The sequence below is a fragment of the Streptomyces sp. NBC_01320 genome (assembly GCF_035974375.1).
In the GTDB taxonomy this organism is placed as follows: Bacteria; Actinomycetota; Actinomycetes; order Streptomycetales; family Streptomycetaceae; genus Streptomyces; species Streptomyces yanii.
Map to the genome: position 1 here is coordinate 10,404,447 of NZ_CP108390.1, position 17,080 is coordinate 10,421,526.

The window sequence follows — 17,080 nt, forward strand, 5'->3', positions numbered from 1 at the left end:
CGGCGACCGCGCGGGCGGCGCCGATCACGCCGATCACTGCGTCGGCGAGGGCGGGGCCGCCGATGTCGGCCAGTGTGTTGGCGCTGGCCAGTTTGGCGTTGGCCTCAGGAGCCGGTGCGGCGGCAGGAGGTGGGGAGTGTACGAGAGGCTGGCCGCCATGCCCACGACGTGGCAGAAGCCGACCACGAGGGCCGCCACCCACAGCTGCATCAGGGTCAGCCTGCCGCAAGCGGCAGCCAGCGGAATTGCCCCCACTGCTGCCGTGCAAACCAGACTTGTCGCCATCATCAGGGGCCGTTTGCGGACGCGGTCGCACCAGGCGTCGGCGGGCAGCGAGAACAGCAGGGGCCGCGTCTCCTGCACGGCCGCAAGGATGGTGGCCTGCCACGTCTTGGCGTGCAGGCTCACGACCGCGACCAGGGGGATGGCCTTCGAGCTGAGCGGGGAGCCCAGGACGTCACTGGCCTGGCCTGTCCAGTAGAGGCGGAAGTCGCGGTGTTGCCACAGGTGCGAATCGGCGGCGTCTGTCACGTGAGGCCGTCCACCGGGGGCGTGGAGTGAGGTGTGCCGTAGGCGAAGGGCGTGAAGTGTGCCGGGGTGTGGTCGATGGGTAGGTCGGGTTGCCAAGCGGCGAGGATCTGCGCGCTGCACACGAACAGCCCGTCGGGCAGCTGATCCAGGGGATACCAGGCCCAGTCGCCGACGCTTTCGTGCGGCTGCGTGGTTGGCTGGCCCTGCCAGGCATGCACCAGGGCGCCCACCGTGACCCGCACGACGCCGCCGACGTGGTCGACGAGCGTTCCCAGGAGCCTGACGTCGTCAAGGCAGGCAATCAGTCCGGTCTCCTCGCCGAGTTCGCGGATTACCGCACCTTCGAAGGACTCGCCGGCCTCGACGGTTCCGCCGGGCAGTTCGAGGGTGCCGCGCCGATGGCGCCCCAGAAGCACTTCCTGCTCGCTGAGGAGGATCGCACCGACACCGACGGCCGCGTGCGGGGCCGGCGGCCGGTTCGTACGGGGTCGGCTGGAGGCGCGGGGCGGCTGTCTGCGCGGCTGGCGCCTGGCTCGGATGAGCTGGATCACGCCAGGGTTATCGTCCTCCGGCGCGCGCAAGAGGTCCACCGCCTCGACGGTGAAGCCGTGATCGGTGAGCAGGTCCTCCCACAGCTGGGGTGTGAGCACCCACATCTGTGTGGGGATGGGTTCCTCGTCCCGGAGGCGGATGGCCTGCTCGCGCGGAGCCACCGTGCTGGAGGGTCCTCGTCCCTCACCGTCGGTATGTAGGGCGGAGAATACGAGGGGCGCCGTCTCGGCGAGGCCGTCCCGAAGGGCCGGGAGCAGATGGTGTGGGTCGATGCAACCGAAGGTGCGGATGCCGTAGGCGGCGTCGTAGGGATCGGTATGGCGCAGGTGCTGGACGACGTCCGCGCATACGAAGCGAACTCCGGGTTCGGTGCCGTGAGCCTGCAGAGCGCGTTGGTGCTGGGTGGGTGACAGGTCGATCCCGTCCACGAGGGCACCGTGTGCTCGGGCCAGGTGAACGGCGTGGTGGCCGGGCCCGGATCCGACGTCGAGCACTCGCTTGCCGTCGATGGAGCCGAGGACCTCGGCGCCGGGGCCGACAGCGGGCCAAAATCCCCAGTCGATCCGCTCCGGAACAGGCGGTGTGTAGCCGTAGTCGAGTTGCCTTTGGCCGTAAATGGTCCAGCTCTGTTCGTTCGCCGGGGATGCATTCACTGGGCTCTCTGATGTCGGTGGGTAGTTGCTGGCGGCCTTCAGGGCCGCAGTGCGTAGCAGCGGAGTACGTCGAGGTCGGCGATTCGAACGACTGACCAGCCGGCGGTGAGGGTCTCGGCTTCGGCGGCGGTGATCCCGAGGCCCTTGAGGCGGTCAGTGTCCTCGCGTCGGCCCGCGATCTCGGTGACGACCCAGAAGCAACCGCCGGGTGCCAGCAGCTGGCGCACACGGTCGAGGAAGAAGGGCTTGTCTTCCATCCACCGGTAGACCAGGCGGCAGGTGATGGCTGCGTACGCCGGGTCCGGCAAGGTGTCGAGGTCGTCGGTGGTGATGTCCGTGCATCGCCAGGTCGGGTTGGTGCCAGAGGCGGTGCCTTGGGCGGCGGCGAGGGCGACGGCGCTGGGGGCGCAGTCGATGCCGGTGGTGCGGTAGCCGAGCTGGTGGTGGAGGTGACGGGCGAGGGCACCGTCGCCGCTGCCGATGTCGAGCGCCGGGCGCCCGTTGCCGGGGCCGAGGTGCTCGGCCAGCAGTTCGGTCTCGGCAGTGACGAGCTGACGGTAGCGGCGTCCGTTTGACCACAGCGGCTCCCAGTAGGCACGCGGGGACGGGATCATGTGCGTCCTCCTTTGGGCCGGTAGGCATCGCGATCCTGTTGCAGGCGCCACAGGTCCTGCATGAGGCCGGGCTGGTTGATCAGCTCGTGGAAGGTGCCGTTCTGCACGATACGACCCTCGTCCATCACCACGACGCGGTCGGCGACGGAGGTATTGGCGAGGTTGTGGGTAACTAAGACGACAGCTCGGTCGCCGGCCAGGTCGCGAAGTCCGGTGAAGATGCGGTGCTCGGCTCTGGGGTCGAGGTCGCTTGTGGGCTCGTCCATGACGAGCAGGCCCGCGTCGCGGTGTGCTGCTCGGGCCACCGCGATGCGCTGCCATTGACCTGGGGAGAGTGCCACCCCGCCCCACCACTCCCGGGCCAGCAGGGTGTTCAGTCCGGACCGGAGGGTGGTGAGGACGTCGTCGGCGCCGCTGGCCTCGGCTGCGCGGAGGACGGCCCGGTCCCCCTCCGGCCGCGGTTGGCCAAGGGTGATGTTCTCGCGTGCGGTCATGGGCCAGCGGGCGAAGTCCTGCGGGACCACCGAGGTCTGCCGCCACATCGCGTGCGGGGCCAGGTCGGCGGTGCTGATGCCGTCCCAGGTGACGGTGCCGCTGGTGGCCAGGTTGAGCCCGGACAGCAGCTTCATCAGGGTGCTCTTGCCGGACCCGTTCTCTCCGATCACGGCCACGATCTCGCCCTGGCGGACGTCGAAGTCGACGGCGTGCAGGGTGTCCTGTGCGGCTTCCGGGTAGCGGAAGGTGACCTGGCGAAGAGCGATGTGCTTGGGCCGGCCAGGTGCGAGGGTGCCACGGTCCAGGCGCTGACCGGCTGCCTCGTTGACGAAGCGCTCCCAGTCGTCGAGGTACAGCCCGGTGCGGAGCAGGTCCCGGCCGTATCCGACGAGCCCTTGCAGCCCGGTGGCGGCGGAGCGCAGGGCGAACACGGCGGTGCCGGCTGCCGCGGCGGAGATCCGTCCGGATCCCAGCAGCAGGAGGACCGCGCCCCAGACGACCGCCGACCCGAGCCCGGTCGCAGCGGCGCCCACGAGAGTGACCTTGGCTCGCCTCCAGGTGGCGGCGTTGCTGGTGGCCTCCACACGCTCCGCGCTCGCCCGGTACTTCTTCAGGAGGTAGGGGGCCAGGGTGTCGGTGCGGACCTGGTCGGACTGGTCCTTCGCGATCAGGTGCCAGCGGAGCATGTACATCACACGACGGTCCTTGTGGGTGGCGACCGTCGCCAGGTAAGTGATGCGTTCGCCCCGGATGCCGGCGATGACCTGCGGTACGGCGGCCAGCACGAGCAGTGGAAGCAGGAGGGGATACAGGCTGGCCAGTACCACGGCTGCCCCGAGGAGGGTGGCGAGGGAGGAGACGTAGTTCTGGGACTGGCCGATCATGTCGCGGCTGACGTCGACGCCCCGCTCGGCTGCATCAAAACGGTCATTGAACCCCGGGTGATCGTAGGCAGCCTGCTCGGCATTGGTGGCTGCCTCCAGCATCCGGAACTCCGCCTCACGGCAGATCCGCGGGGACAGCCGGTTGGACAGGGCCTGGATCGTGATGCCGAGCAGCGCCCGCAGGCCGGCCGTCCCGGCAAGAACGGACACGGCCGGGATCGCCCCGCTCAGTCGACTCGTGTCGTGAGCCGTCGCGATGAGCGCGGAGAACGCCTGGGTGGTGGCGAACAGGCCGAGTGCCCCCGCCACTCCGGAGACGATTTGGCAGGCGAGCAAGACCGCGAATGCCCGGGGGGCGACTTCCCATGCCAGGGAGGAGGTCCGCCGAATCAGGGAGGGGAGACGGCGGGCCATGCTGCGTCCGGTCAGCAGGTCGGCGAGTTCCAGGCTGTCCCCGCCCGGGTGGTCGAACGTCAGGGTCTCCTCGATGAGGGGCGTAGTGGAGGCATCGTCGTCTTCGCCGTGCTCGTCGTGCAGCTTGCTTGTGGTCTCCGTCAAGGCCGGTTTCCTTCCGCGGAAGCAAGGCCGGCTGCGGGGGTGCCGTCCGGGACGATCACGGAGCGCTTGAGGCGCCGCTCGGAGAGCGTGCAGATGGGCACCGCCACGGCGTTGATCGCACTGGCGGATAGCCCCGCGCGCCGGCTGGCCAGGAGCAGGCGGAAACTGCGGTGGTGCCACGGTCGCCAACCGTCGATAGGGGGCGGCGGTGGAGAGGACGGTGTCTTCGCGTTTACAGGCGTGGTGTCAGTCACAGGCACCCGGGTCCTTCCTGAAGGGGGAGTGCTACACCTGGGGCGCTCGGCAGCGCATGGTCTAACGACGCGACGGGAGGTTCGAACGTGCTCGATTCCGGACGGACTGAAGCCCTTCAACAGCACGGCCTCGACTGTGGAGGGCCTGCACTGGAGGCGTCTGCCGAATGCTCGACTTGGCCGAAACGGCCACGTTGCGAGGTGGGGCGAACTGGGGAGCTGCCCTATGCGCGAGGCCGTCAGTTCCAACGTCGGAGGAGGGCCGCTCTGATCTCCTCCGACGTTGGCTTCAGGACCCGGCAGACCGACCTGCCGCGACGATGTCGTTCGCGTCCAGCAGCGCGGCGACCTCCTGGAACGGCGTGTTGGGGCGGAGGGTGACGACCTCCCCGGCCATCACGTCACCGACCGTGCGGCGATGCAGCATGGCATCGGTCTCCTCCGCTTTGCTACGGAGCGGCCGCGGTCGGACCGCCCTGGCGGACGAAGCGTTGCGCGCCAGCATCCGTGGACCTGCCGCCTCGCCCACGCCGTCTTCCCTACCCAGGACAGCACCGCGCCGCTCCGACGACCAGTGATGTTCGGCCTGGCGGGGAGGGCCAGCGGCCCCACGGCCAGGAGTGCGGTGCGCGATGGATGCTGGCGACGCTGGGCACCTGGCCCGTGTGCTTGTCGATGGCGGTGATCAGGTCGCCCCCTGACTGCTCACTCAGCGTCATTGAGCTATGGGCTTCAGCCGTGAATGCGTGACACCTCAACATGCGACCTCACCAGTCTGAGGAGCGATCACAGGCGAAGTATGCGGCTTAGAGCGAGGCGAGTTCGTCGAGCTTGGCCTCGCGCTGGGCCTTGTCGGCGCGGGCGGTGTCAGTGACGCAGTGCCGTACGCGGTTGTGGAGGAGGCCGAGTACGACTTCTTGCAGGGATCGGTTGACGGTGCAGATCTGGGTGAGGATGTCGATGCAGTACCGATCGTCGACCATGCGGGTGATCCCACGTACCTGGCCCTCGACCTTGTGCGGCGTAGCCGTGCAGGGCGGCGCTCCGTGCAGGGCGGCGCTCCGTGCCGAGTCCGGCGTCTGGGGCGGTCAGGGATCGTGGTCATCTGCTCTTCCCTCAAGTGTCCCGCCTACCGCCGGCGTGGGGTTAGCTGGTCCGGGGTGGTGCCGAATCTGGCTGCGTACTGCGCGGAGTAGAAGAAGTGGCTACCGATTTCGGTGTCGCGCCGTTCGGGGGCGATGGCTGGGTCCAGGTGCATGCCGCAGACCGGGTCCACCGCGTCTTCCTCGGCGTTGCGCCTGTGGTCCTGCCTGGCGCCGGACTCAGGCGAGTGGTGCGCCTGGCGTCCTTCACCTGCCGCAGCCGACTGGGCCAGGGGCCGGTCAGCTACGGATTCAACCCGGGGTTCAACGGATTCGGGCGGCAGGACTCACCGTTCGTGACCGGGCCTGCCTGATGGTGGAGCCGGCGGGTGCCGTCCCTGTCCCTGAGGCAGGCACGTGCAAGATAGACGGCATGCCGAACGTGTTGGATCACCCAGCCTCACTGACTCAGTGCGCACTCAAGTTCCTGCGCGAGCACGCCGAGGTGATCGATGCAGACCGCGGCATGAATGATGCGGAGTGCCGAACCCGTCTCGACGGGGTCTTCGGCTCGCACGACGGCCATGTGATCGCCTCGCTTCGACGCCTCCAGGACCGCTACACGGGGCTGAGCTACCAAAGCCCCTACTGGGGCGAGCGAATCTTCTTCGCACCTGTTCTGGACCCGGACCCCGGTGACGAGCGGGTCGAATTCCTCTACGCGATCCACCCGACCACGGCCAGCGGCACGGGCGCTTCAGTCCTACCCGACGGCACCGTGATGATCGGCTGGGGGACGGACGAGGTTCGAGCATTCCCTTCCCTGGACCACTTCATTGAGTGCGATGCGCTCCTCGCCGCCGCAGGGCACTTCACTCTCGTCGAGCGTGTCCACGGCGACGAGGTCGATCAACATCTGTCTGAGCTCCGCTCCCAGCGGCCGACGTTGCGGCTTGTAGAGAAAGCCTCTGGGCACACCTCACAGTGGTGGGCTGATCATCAGGTGCTGGTCCACCTCTGTCGTACGTGGGCTGACCTGTGGCAGAGATCCCAGCCGACCCTGCAAATCTGGACGGCGCCACCCGGCTGGTCGGAGCAACCTGACACTCGCCTGTGATCGACCGGACCGGGCCCAGTCAGGTCGCGAGAAGGATCCGTTTGCGGGGCAGGTCGAGCATGGCGCGGCCGTAGCCCTTCCGTTTGATCAGCTTGATTCGCGTCACGTGGCTCTCTACCTGGCTCGAACTCCAGGAGCTGGACAGGCCGGCGACGACTGCGTCCTGGTCCCGACGTGACCGGTGACCAGGGAGTGCAGAGCTGGTAGGTCGTCGGCGAGGACGCGGTCCATCCAGTCGGGCAGCAGGTCGTCGCGTCGGTTGTGGAGCACAGAGGCGAAGTCGCGGACGTGTCCGGCCGCAGCGTCCAGGTGTGGGCACGCAGCCCGGATCTCCTTGAGCTCCTGGGCGTCGCCGGTGGGGAGACGGCCAGGGTTCGTCATGATCCAGCGGACCACCCGACGGAGGCGCGGAGGGGGCCGGGGTGTCATTGGAAGGTCATGCTCCTTCGATGACCGCAGGTAGCGGCGGACGGTCCGGATGTCGCCGGGGAAGCCGAGCCCCCGGAGTTCACGGTGGAGCCGGGGGATGTCGTGACATCCCTCGTTCCACCGTTGGTGCAGGTAGGGCTTGTACTTGTCGAGGATGGACTGCCGGTTGACCGCCTTGACCAGTAGCTCGTCGATGATGGCGGCGCGGGCGAAGCGGCGGACGGTGGAGTGATCCAGCCGCAGATCCCGGCCGATCGCGGTCAGGGACTTGCCCTGGGCCAGCCGTTCCTGCACCGCCGCGTAGCGTTCCCGGGTGCGGGCGACCAGGCGCCGCGGGCGGCCGAGGCAGTCACGCGTCCCATCGGGAGGGTCGAAGGGCTGAGTCCTGCCGCCGGCCATCTCCAGCTCGGTGGTTGGGCTCGTCGCGAACGCGGAACGGATGCAGGTGTGGTGCGAGCCGACGGTCTTCGCCACGTCCTCGGCGAGGTTCCGCCACAGGCGCCAGCCGTCGGCAACCTGCACGGCCTGCGGGGCGCCGGTTCGGGCGCCCTTGGTGTAAGCACCGGCCCGGTCCCGGCAGATGATCTCCACCTCCGGGTGCCCGGCCGGCCACGCGGCCAAGGGCTCGGCGTCCCGACCTGGCAACACGTCGACGGGCCGGCGAGCCTCCAGATCCACCAGAATGGTGGCGTACAAGTCGTCCTTGCTTAGTGCGAAGTTGTCCACGCCCAGCACCCGTACCGGGCCCACCCGCCGGTCGGGCATAGTGCGGAGCAGGTGCAGCAGGGTGTCCTTGGCGACCCGGATGCCCAGCAGTGCGGCGAGACGGGCACCAGGTCGGCCGGCGAGCATGCAGGCGATGGACGGAGGCACCGACCGCAGCAGCGGGGTCTTGCGAGCGTGAGGCGTGGTCAGCCCCTCGATCTGCTCGGCGAACGTCACCGCTGTGCAGGCGCCGTTAAGGCAGCGGAAACGGCGCACAAGCAGCTCGACGACCACGGCCCTGTCCCCGATCGCCGCGTCCGCCAAGCGCCGGAAGTATCGGCCGTGCACCCGCCAGACGCCCTGGAACAGTGCGGATACCTCGCCCTGGCCGCTCGCGCGTGGGTGTGCAGGACGATCTGGTCCACTGAATGCTGAACGAACTCGACGACGACATCGGCCAAATGGGGAAGAAGCGCCTCAAGACTCCGCGAACCGCACGCCTGACATCGTCATAGGAGGCCCTGGTGTCACGGGCCGGATCACAAGATCGTCGTCAGAGCCGATTTTGGCGAGGGAGCAGGGCCGTAAGTTTGCGGCGCGTCCGGCAGTCTGTAGACCTGCTGGGTAAGGAGCGGCGTTGAGGCCGTGATCTTCGTGGATCGCGCCAGAGTGGCTGCCGTGGAGCCGACCCTGCCAGCCACGACGGACCTTCTCTGGCATCAGGTGACTGATTGCTGTGAGCGCGGCGTGGGCACCGGCCGGGCTGGAACGGGGCGGAGACTGGAGCGCAGGCCCGGCCGGGGGCCGGGCCTGCGCGCGGTGAGCGGAGCGAGCCGCCTTGAATCAACGGAGAAAGTCGTAACTCACACGAGGGCCCCACGGGGTTCGCTGTCTGCGACTGGAGCAGCCGAGGCGGCAGGGTGATTGTGCTGGGGCCGGGACGGGCGCGGACACTCGGAGGTGGCGCCATCGTCCGAATCGACGGCAGGCCTTGATAGCTGTTCCCCGCGGCTTCGGCCTGTCGCTCGATGCGAGTTCCGAAATCCACCGATGAGTTCCGCAGGCTGGGCTGGTCTACCCCGTCGTACATCATCGAACCTCGGACTGGAGACCCATCATGACCACTCCCGCACACGCCGGTCGCATGCTGTTCGTGAACATCCCCGTGGCGGACATCGAGCGCAGCAAGGCGTTCTTCGCGCGGCTCGGGTTCAGCTACAACCCGATGTTCACCGACGAGACCGCCGCCTGCATGCTGGTCGGCGAGCAAGCCTCCGTCATGCTGCTCAGCCACGAGACGTTCGCGCAGTTCGCGAAGCTGCCGATGGCCGATCCCACCACGCACACGCTGGCGCTCTACTGCTTCAGCGTGTCAGCCCGCGATGAGGTTGACAGGGTCGCTGAGGCTGCGCTCGCCGCGGGCGGCTCCGAGGCGGATGGCCCCGAAGACCACGGCTTCATGTACTCACGCAGCTTCTTCGACCTCGACGGCCACGGCTGGCAGGTCATGTGGATGGATCCGTCGAGCACCTCGGACAGCTCGACTTCCTGCACGCCCGCGAGAACGTGATCCTGCTCGGACCGCTCGCTATCCGGAGTTCGAAGATTCTTTGATAGCTACTTCCCAGTTCGGGATGATGTTGCGACGGCTGTAACGACCTCGAGCGCGGCGCGTTATCGCGGCCTTCTGGTGGTCTGTTGCTTGGTGCCGTCCTGGCGCTGGCGGTGATCGGTTAGCATCCGGCGTGGTCACGCACTGGAGGAACAGTCCTGAGATGTTCGCGCTGATCCTTCGACGTCATGGACTTGACCCGGATGCGGTCGACGACGTTGCGCGGGCCTGGTCTGCGTTCCAGGAGTTCGTCCAGGAGCAGATCGATGGGATTGAGCCTGCAGAGGACGACGGCGACGGGTTCATCGTGCAGTGGGGCCGGTGGAGTTGGAATGATGACCGCCCCGCACTGGCCTTCACCAGGCAGCTCGCGGTGAGCGACGAGGGTGACCAGGATGACGAGTTCTGGCAGCCGCAGCACTGGAACGTAGAACTCGAGCTGTTCTTCGCCGACGCTCCGGCCTGGGCCGACCTGGGCGATATGGCCTGGACCAACAGCATGGGCTTTGACTTCGATCCCATCGGTCCTGAACGGGCCGCAGCGCTGGCCCAGATCGCCACGCTCATCGAATCGCTTCCGCAGGTCAGCGCGATGTGGCGGGCGACCCCGGTGGGTAGTGCCCTCGGGCTGGAACGCGCGGACTGATCTGTCAGCAGGGCCCCTGCTCCTGAGGTCTGGTCGTGTCGCGACCGCGACGGTCGAGTTCACGGCGGAGGTCCAGGTTCTCGCCGTGAGCTTGTTCGAGCGCGTCTCGCAGAGCCGGTACTTCTTCTCGGTGCCGCCTCTTCAGGCGGGTGATCTGACTGGTCAAGCGTGCGAGTGCGCCTGTCATCCGGTCGACGACCGCAGGACTCCGAGGGAGGTACCCCAGTGAGGGGATGGGCACCCAGCGGTGCCCTTGCCTCCAACATCGAGATCACCTCGGCCACCGTGCAACTCGGAGACGTCATCCAGATCGGCGGCACGCCGTGCCGCGTGGCCGACCTCTTCCAACTCCCCGGCGGCGCCAAACGCCTCCTCTTCGAATCGGGTGAGTTGCTGACGATGCGCTCCCGGACCCGGCTCATCGCCCTGCGAATGCTGAGAGGCGGTGACTCACGCCGTGCCTTCCCGCCGTCACACCATCGCCGCTGACCTGCGAACCCAAATCTCGACGGGCAACCTCAAGGCCGGCGAACGCCTCCCCTCGGAAACCCAGCTCGCAGCCCAATGGGTGCAGACCCGCCGCCGCGAACTCCTGGATCGCACCTTGATCTGGAACCAGCGCCATCTCCGCCATGCCCTGCGCGAGTTCGAGCGGTTCTACAACTGCCACCGACCCCACCAGGGCATCGCGAACGCCCGTCCGCTACAGCCCTTGCCCGCGGCGATCGACGATCCAGGTCAGATCGCCGACCTCGGCATACGGAGGCGTGAACGCCTGGGCGGCATCCTCCACGAGTACCAACATGTCGCTTGACGTGCACGGATGAGGTTATCGGCAAGGGCAGGACCCTGGTGGTCATTCGCTGAGTGTGCTGTTGGGCTGTCTGTCTGCGAGATGATCGTGGTGCGGCCGGTTTCTTCCTGCCTCCGGTCGCGGGGGTGGGGCCGGGATGACGATGGTGCCGCAGCCGTGGCCTGAGCCGACGGCGGAGGTCGCCAGGGCGGTACGGGCCAGGTTTCACGGGCGGGAGATGCCGCTGCCGGTGGCGGTGCGTGACCGGTTCGGGGAGTTGTTCGCCGACGTGGAGTTCGCGTCCGCGTTCGGGGTGACAGGTCCGTCGGGCTGGTCACCGGGGCGGCTGTCGTTGGTGACGGTGTTCCAGATGGCGGAGAACCTCACGGACCGGCAGGCGGCCGAGGCGGTGCGGGACCGCTTGTCCTGGGCATACGCGCTGGGGCTGGACTTGGCGGACACCGGGTTCGACCACACGGTGCTGTCCGAGTTCCGCTCGCGGGTGGTCGCCCACCACCTGGAAGAGAAGGTGCTCGACCTGCTGCTGGCCAGGCTCAAGGAGATGGGCCTGGTGGAGGCCGGGGGCAAGCAGCGCACCGATTCCACCTCGGTGGTCGCGGCAGTGCGGGACCTGAACCGGCTGGAGTTGGTGGGCGAGTCGGTCCGCGCACTGGTGGAGACGCTGGCGGCGGCGGCTCCCGACTGGCTGGCCCAGGTCATCGACGTGCCCGGCTGGTCGCGGCGCTACGGACGCCGGGTCGACTCCTGGAAGATGCCGGCCTCCAAGACCAAGCAGGACGCCCTCGCGATCGACTACGCCCGCGACGGCTTTGCCCTGCTCGGCGCGGTCTACGCACCCGAACAGCCAGGGTGGCTGCGGGAACTGCCCGCAGCCCAGGTCCTGCGGATCGTGCTGCTGCAGAACTACACCCGCACCACCGCGAGGAACGGGCGGGAGGTGGTCAAGCGGCGGGAGAAGAACACCGAAGACGGTGACGGACTCCCGCCCGGCAGTACCCGCCTGGCCTCCCCCTACGACACCGACACACGCTGGAGCGCCAAACGCGACGCCTTCTGGAACGGGTACAAGGTCCACATCAGTGAGACCTGCGCCACCGCGGCCGACGATGCCGGCCGCACCGAGCACGTGCCGCCGACGGCGAAGGCCGCAGCCAAGACCCCGCGCAGGCCGAAGCCCGATCGGGCGCCGAGGCGGCCCAATGTGATCACCAATGTCGCCACCACCGCCTCGACGCTGCCCGACAGCAAAGCCCTGGAAGGCATCCACCAGTCCCAGCAGCGTCGTGGCCTGCTCCCCGATGAGCATTACATCGATTCCGGCTACCCCAGCGCCGAACTGATCACCGGCTCCGCGGCCCGCTACGGCGTCGCCCTGATCACCCCGGTCCTGCTGGACACCTCCCGCCAGGCCAAGGCCAAGGAGGGTTTCGCCGCTCACGACTTCACCATCGACTGGGAGAACCATCAGGCTGTCTGCCCCACAGGCAACACCAGCACCGCCTGGACCCCGAACATCCAAAACGGGGTAACCAAGACCGTCGTGTCCTTCGCCGCCCTGGACTGCATCCCCTGCCCCTTCAAACAGCAGTGCACGACCGCGAAGAGCAACCGCCGCCAACTGTCCCTGCACCCACCGCAGATGACCGAGGCCCTACGGCACGCTCGCGCGCGGCAGCAGACCAAGGACTGGAACACCGAATACGTCCTACGCGCCGGCGTCGAGGGCACCATCCGACAGGCAGTCGCCGTCACCGACCTGCACCAGGCCCGCTACCGCGGCCTGGCAAAGACCCACCTCGAACACGTCTACAGCGCCGTCGCACTGAACCTGATCCGACTCGACGCCTGGTGGAACGGCCACCCTCTCGACCGCACCCGAACAAGCCACCTCGCCCGACTCGAATTACGCCTCGCCGCTTGACCAAGCCGAATGACCACCAGGGTCGGGCAGGTACTGTTTTTCGGCAGACCTCAGCGTCATGAGTCGTTCAGCCTGAACCTTGATCACCGTCGGCACGCGATACGCCACGCTGCCCGGCACCCGCATATGCGAGTGCCGGGCAGCCGCTAGGTCATCCGTTCTTTGAGATGCTCAGCGGGAAGGTGGGGGTGCCGACGTTTTTCAGCGTGGTGGTGTTCGCCCTCACGTACGTGTCCAGGTACGGCGAGCGGTCACCCTGGGTCGGCGAGTCGAACCGCGGGTCCTGCACCTCGAGGGCGAGCCGCGCGTCGGAAACCGTGATCATCTCACCCGAGGGAATGCTCCGCCAGCCGTTTGAGGTGATGGTTCCGATCTGGACCCCCAGTTGGTGCCCTTGCTCGAAGGTCCAGTCCGTCGCCTTCAGAGCGAAGGAGGTTGATCCGCTGCTTTCCAGCAGTGCGACGTTCTCGTTGAACATCGTCGCCTTGCCGTCCGGAGCGACGTCCCACAGCCGTGCCCAGACGTTGCCCTGACCCCTGGTCTTCAGCGTGATCTCCGGGCTACCCGTGATCCGCACCTGCTCAGCGGCGGGCGTGGACCAGGTCCAGTAACTGTTGGCGGGTGCGTCGGCACTGATCGCACTCGTCTGGTCAGTCGTCAGCGAGTCGACCTCCGGCGAGTACTCGATGTCCCAGCCCTGAGACTCCGGCGCCGTCATCGACAAGGCGGCCTTCTGAGCCTTGCCCCCGTCGTCGACGTACTGCCCGGGAGCCAGCCGCACCTTGTACGAGTCGTTGGTCACCGGCCAGGTCGGCTCGGCGCGCCAGTGGCCGAGGCTGTCCTCGAGGGAGAACGCCGGGTCGGTCACCGACGGTTCAATGCCGCGGAGGTACTGGTCGTAGAACCGCATCACCTCGTCGAACCAGCCCGCCCGTCCCATCTTGAGCTGGCCCCTGGCATTGGTCTCGTTACCGCGCACGTGTTCCCACTGGCCGATCCAGCCGCGTTGCGGACCCTGATGGTTGGCCAGGTACTTCTGCATCTCCTCGGGCTTGGTGTTGTCCTCGATGAAGCCCGACGTGACGAACAACGGCGTCTGGGATCCGGCGGCGCGAGAGGCAAAATCGCGGGCACGCCAGAACGACGACTTCGGGTCGGGGTTCTGGGTGTTGGTGAGATTGTCACTCTCGCACTCGGGGTGGTTCTTCTCGTACCCCGCGTTCGCCTTGTAGTGGTCGCTGTCATCGGCCAGCGTCGCCATCGTCGCGATCGAGTAGTAACTCCGCGGGGTGCTGGTCACGTTGGAACGCGGCACCCCGTTGCTGTACAGGTAGTTGTACCTGTTCCACGTCGGTTCTTGGGAAACGATCGCCCGCAGAGGCTTGAGCTTGAGGGTATTGGCCGCCAGTCCGGTGTTGGCGTCGTACGACTTGCCGTACATGCCGACCTTGCCAGTCGACCACGGCCGGCTCGCTGCCCACTCGACGGCCGCCTTGATGTCAGCCTGCTCCCCCGGGCCGAGAAAGTCCAGGCACCCGGTGCTGCCGCCGAAGCCGCGCAGGTCCACCATCACGAAGGTGTATCCACGCTCCATGAGCCGCGCGCCGTCGATGAAATCCTGAAAGCGCGCCGATGGCCCGACCCGGTCCCACCCTGCGGGAGAAGTCTCCCCCGCGTGGGAGAAGTACGGGCCCACCGACAGGATCACCGGCGTCTTCGCATCGCCCGGCAGGTCTGCCGGGCGCAGCACGTCGGCGTGCAGCTCGACCCCGCTGCCGTCCGAGGAAGGGAAGTAGTGCTGCGTCCAGAGCGAGCCCTCCGGGACGCGGGCGTTCTCCTCGTGCGTGACGGGGTCGGTCGCGGTGGCCACCACCTCCGACGGGGCCTGCGCTGTGGTGGCAGACCCGGATGTCGCGCCGGGCGCTGCGGCGGCGGGTCCGGCGAGCGTGCCGGTCAATGCGAAGGTGGTGATGACGGCTGATGCGGCCCAGGCGGCCGCGCGACGTCTTCTCACTTGCTGCTCCCGGAGTTGTCGGTACGGGGCGGTGCAGGTGGTGCTGTCGGGCAGCGACCCCTGACCCGCCGTCGACGGCTCGACGAGGGGCGGCCGCGCGCAGACGGACGGAATCTGGATTCCGGGTGCGTGCCGGAGCCGACGGCGAGGCAGCCTATGGTGATCACTGGCACGCGTCAACAGGGCAGTGTGAGCGACGTGTTGCTGGTGTGGTCGCAGATGTCCCGACCGGGGCTGGTCACGGCGGCTCACGGGAGCGCGTAAAGCGACGGAGCCAGGGCGCGTCCGAGGGCAGGGTCGAGCAGAAACTCCCTGGGCTGCCTGAGCATTTCGCAAGCCGTTGTCTTTCCGATCGTGTGGTCGTTCATGATCGGACATGGTCCTGGATCGGGTGAGCTGGCCGCCGTGCGCGCATGAAGGAAGTGCCTCTTGGAAGCTCGCGGTTGTTGAAGTCGGCGAGGAACAAGAGGCGGCGACTACGACGGCACGCCCGCACTGCCGCCCGAATTCGCCGACGTCTCCCGCTACCCGGCCCTGTTCGACGAACTCGCCACACGTGGCTGGACGCTCGCTGAGCTGCGCGCTCTCGCATCCGACAACATCCTGCGCGTACTCGCCGCCGCCGACGACGCCTTTGCCGCCCAGCGATAGAACTGCGGTGAAAGGCGGTGCAGGTGACAGGCTCGTAGCGCGGCCAGGTTTAGGTGGCCTGGCCGCGCTTCATGGCCACCGCGATGCAACACGGCACCAACTGCCTTGACCACTCCTTCGCCGGCGAACCCACAGCCTGTGCGGGCGAGCTGAAAGGCCGGCGATCAGATCCCCGTCGTCGGCGGCGCCGACCTCAGCGTCCTGGACACCAGCCAAGACACCGAGACTGACGCCGCCACCGTGCACATCGACGCGGCACCCAGCGGGCCCGGCCCGTTCCTGCTTTCCTCCAGCAGCCTGCTCAACGTCCGTCGGCCGGAGCCCGAGCAGGCGGAGCACGTGGGCGAGGACGACGAAGAGGTCACGGTGACCGTCTCGCTGGCCGTCACCGAACAGGTCACCTACGAATTCGAGACCGAGGCGATCGAGCCGCCCAGCCGCAACCGGCGCCTGGACTTCCTGCGCCGCGTCCTAACCTCGGAGAAGATCAACACACTGGCGCACTACCGGCCGATCGCCGAGGGCACGCCGAGCGGCGCTACCTCCAGCTGCGTACAGATATCGACGAACTCATGGCACTGCGCTGACCCAGCAGGAACGAATCGAATACGCCCGAGACCAACGCAACCGGATCGCCGAGCGGGCCTGGGCGGTCATCAACGCTTCCGAGATCGATAGGTCTCGGCGGGACCGTCCTCGCTCGGGTGTGTACTCATCCAGCGCTTGGGTAGGTTCCTGTGCGCTGCTGTGTTCTGGATCACGTGCGTCGGGTTGAGTGCGGTGCCGGGGCGATGTGCGTATCCATGCAAGAGCACCGATGTCCTGTGAGGATGAGGCGCCATGACTGCTGGGTGGTCTGCTCGCACGGTTCGGGCCGCGGTGTTCGCGGCCGTCTGTGTGCTGCTCGCCGCTCTGGGTCACGTCATGATGTCCGGAAACACCGTGTCCGCGTGGGCCATGGCCGCCGGCGTGACCGTGACCGGCGCCGGGGGCTGGTGCCTTGCGGGACGTGAGCGCGGGCTTCCGCTGATCGTGTCCGTCGTAGTCGCCGCCCAGACGGCCCTGCATTCGGCGTTCTCGTTCGCGCAGTCGGCGGCTGCGGGATCGGCGAGCGGCTCGGCCTCCGGGGGCATGGCTTCCATGGATGTGCTCTCCACGGGGCATGGCATGGGCTCCATGACCACGGATACGGGCTCGATGCACATGGACTCCATGGGCATGGGCCACATGAGCATGAGTCACATGGATCACGCAGGGCACGCGATGGGCGGCTCGTCGTCCTTGGGCATGCTCACCGCCCACCTGCTGGCCGCGCTGCTGTGCGGCCTGTGGCTCGCCTACGGCGAGCGCGCCGCGTTCCGCATCCTGCGGGTCGTGGCCGGATGGCTGGCCGCGCCGCTGCGGCTGTTGCTCGCCCTGCCCGTGCCGCCGCACCGTTCGCGCCTCCGCGTACGCCGCCGCACCACGGACCGGTCGCCGCTGCTCCTCCTCGTTCACGCGATCACCTCTCGGGGGCCACCTCCGGGGACCGCTGTCGCCTGACGACAG

Annotated in this window: 17 protein-coding genes and 1 pseudogene; 10 read left to right on the plus strand and 8 right to left on the minus strand. The window is 67.9% G+C overall.

Annotated features, from left to right (window positions below; translation table 11 throughout):
- Positions 1-33: 33 nt before the first annotated feature.
- The 6 genes from OG395_RS47295 to OG395_RS47320 form a co-directional block, all read right to left on the minus strand.
- Entirely contained in the window at positions 34-531 is a 498-nt protein-coding gene (locus OG395_RS47295) for a hypothetical protein (RefSeq protein WP_327248435.1), read from the minus strand.
- Positions 528-1,736, minus strand: coding sequence for a bifunctional class I SAM-dependent methyltransferase/NUDIX hydrolase (locus OG395_RS47300; protein WP_327248436.1), 1,209 nt, complete (start codon positions 1,734-1,736; stop codon positions 528-530). Before OG395_RS47300 ends, OG395_RS47295 begins: the two co-directional genes overlap by 4 nt.
- A 38-nt stretch (positions 1,737-1,774) precedes the next feature.
- On the minus strand, positions 1,775-2,350 hold the full coding sequence (locus OG395_RS47305; protein ID WP_327248437.1) for a class I SAM-dependent methyltransferase: 576 nt from the start codon (positions 2,348-2,350) through the stop codon (positions 1,775-1,777).
- On the minus strand, positions 2,347-4,287 hold the full coding sequence (locus OG395_RS47310) for an ABC transporter ATP-binding protein (RefSeq protein ID WP_327248438.1): 1,941 nt from the start codon (positions 4,285-4,287) through the stop codon (positions 2,347-2,349). The genes OG395_RS47305 and OG395_RS47310 overlap by 4 nt, the downstream gene beginning before the upstream one ends.
- 543 nt (positions 4,288-4,830) lie before the next feature.
- Complete coding sequence (locus OG395_RS47315) at positions 4,831-4,968, minus strand: hypothetical protein (protein ID WP_327248439.1); 138 nt, start codon at positions 4,966-4,968, stop codon at positions 4,831-4,833.
- A gap of 379 nt (positions 4,969-5,347) precedes the next feature.
- Positions 5,348-5,524, minus strand: a complete 177-nt coding sequence (locus OG395_RS47320) for a metal-sensitive transcriptional regulator (RefSeq protein ID WP_327248440.1) — start codon at positions 5,522-5,524, stop codon at positions 5,348-5,350.
- Between the two features lie 218 nt (positions 5,525-5,742).
- On the opposite strand from OG395_RS47320, the gene OG395_RS47325 reads away from it, so the two are divergent.
- Positions 5,743-5,997 carry a hypothetical protein gene (locus OG395_RS47325; RefSeq protein WP_327248441.1) on the plus strand — a complete coding sequence of 85 codons (255 nt, stop codon included), beginning with the start codon at positions 5,743-5,745 and terminating at the stop codon, positions 5,995-5,997.
- Positions 5,997-6,740 (plus strand): hypothetical protein, encoded by a 744-nt coding sequence (locus OG395_RS47330; RefSeq protein ID WP_327248442.1) that lies wholly within the window; start codon positions 5,997-5,999, stop codon positions 6,738-6,740. The genes OG395_RS47325 and OG395_RS47330 overlap by 1 nt, the downstream gene beginning before the upstream one ends.
- Positions 6,741-6,854: 114 nt before the next feature.
- Here OG395_RS47330 and OG395_RS47335 read toward each other — a convergent pair whose 3' ends face one another.
- On the minus strand, positions 6,855-8,222 hold the full coding sequence (locus OG395_RS47335) for an ISL3 family transposase (RefSeq protein ID WP_327248443.1): 1,368 nt from the start codon (positions 8,220-8,222) through the stop codon (positions 6,855-6,857).
- Between the two features lie 769 nt (positions 8,223-8,991).
- On the opposite strand from OG395_RS47335, the gene OG395_RS47340 reads away from it, so the two are divergent.
- From OG395_RS47340 to OG395_RS47365, 5 genes are all read left to right on the plus strand, one after another.
- Positions 8,992-9,444 carry a VOC family protein gene (locus OG395_RS47340; protein ID WP_327248444.1) on the plus strand — a complete coding sequence of 151 codons (453 nt, stop codon included), beginning with the start codon at positions 8,992-8,994 and terminating at the stop codon, positions 9,442-9,444.
- Between the two features lie 205 nt (positions 9,445-9,649).
- On the plus strand, positions 9,650-10,132 hold the full coding sequence (locus OG395_RS47345) for a hypothetical protein (protein ID WP_327248445.1): 483 nt from the start codon (positions 9,650-9,652) through the stop codon (positions 10,130-10,132).
- Between the two features lie 225 nt (positions 10,133-10,357).
- Positions 10,358-10,621, plus strand: coding sequence for a hypothetical protein (locus OG395_RS47350; protein WP_327248446.1), 264 nt, complete (start codon positions 10,358-10,360; stop codon positions 10,619-10,621).
- The gene (locus OG395_RS47360) at positions 10,590-10,946 is read left to right on the plus strand and encodes a GntR family transcriptional regulator (RefSeq protein WP_442818688.1); all 357 of its coding nucleotides are present in this window, start codon (positions 10,590-10,592) and stop codon (positions 10,944-10,946) included. The genes OG395_RS47350 and OG395_RS47360 overlap by 32 nt, the downstream gene beginning before the upstream one ends.
- Before the next feature lie 136 nt (positions 10,947-11,082).
- Positions 11,083-12,867, plus strand: a complete 1,785-nt coding sequence (locus tag OG395_RS47365; protein WP_327248447.1) for a transposase — start codon at positions 11,083-11,085, stop codon at positions 12,865-12,867.
- A 151-nt stretch (positions 12,868-13,018) separates the two neighbouring features.
- On the opposite strand, the gene OG395_RS47370 is transcribed toward OG395_RS47365, so the two are convergent.
- Positions 13,019-14,881 carry a CocE/NonD family hydrolase gene (locus OG395_RS47370; protein ID WP_327248448.1) on the minus strand — a complete coding sequence of 621 codons (1,863 nt, stop codon included), beginning with the start codon at positions 14,879-14,881 and terminating at the stop codon, positions 13,019-13,021.
- Positions 14,882-15,361: 480 nt separating this feature from the next.
- Here OG395_RS47370 and OG395_RS58660 point away from each other — a divergent pair.
- The 3 genes and pseudogenes from OG395_RS58660 to OG395_RS47380 all read left to right on the plus strand — a co-directional run.
- A pseudogene (locus tag OG395_RS58660) lies at positions 15,362-15,532 on the plus strand (membrane dipeptidase); the annotation flags it as partial.
- Between the two features lie 240 nt (positions 15,533-15,772).
- On the plus strand, positions 15,773-16,210 hold the full coding sequence (locus tag OG395_RS47375) for a hypothetical protein (RefSeq protein WP_327248449.1): 438 nt from the start codon (positions 15,773-15,775) through the stop codon (positions 16,208-16,210).
- 162 nt (positions 16,211-16,372) lie between these two features.
- Positions 16,373-17,074, plus strand: coding sequence for a hypothetical protein (locus OG395_RS47380; RefSeq protein WP_327248450.1), 702 nt, complete (start codon positions 16,373-16,375; stop codon positions 17,072-17,074).
- Positions 17,075-17,080 lie beyond the last annotated feature (6 nt).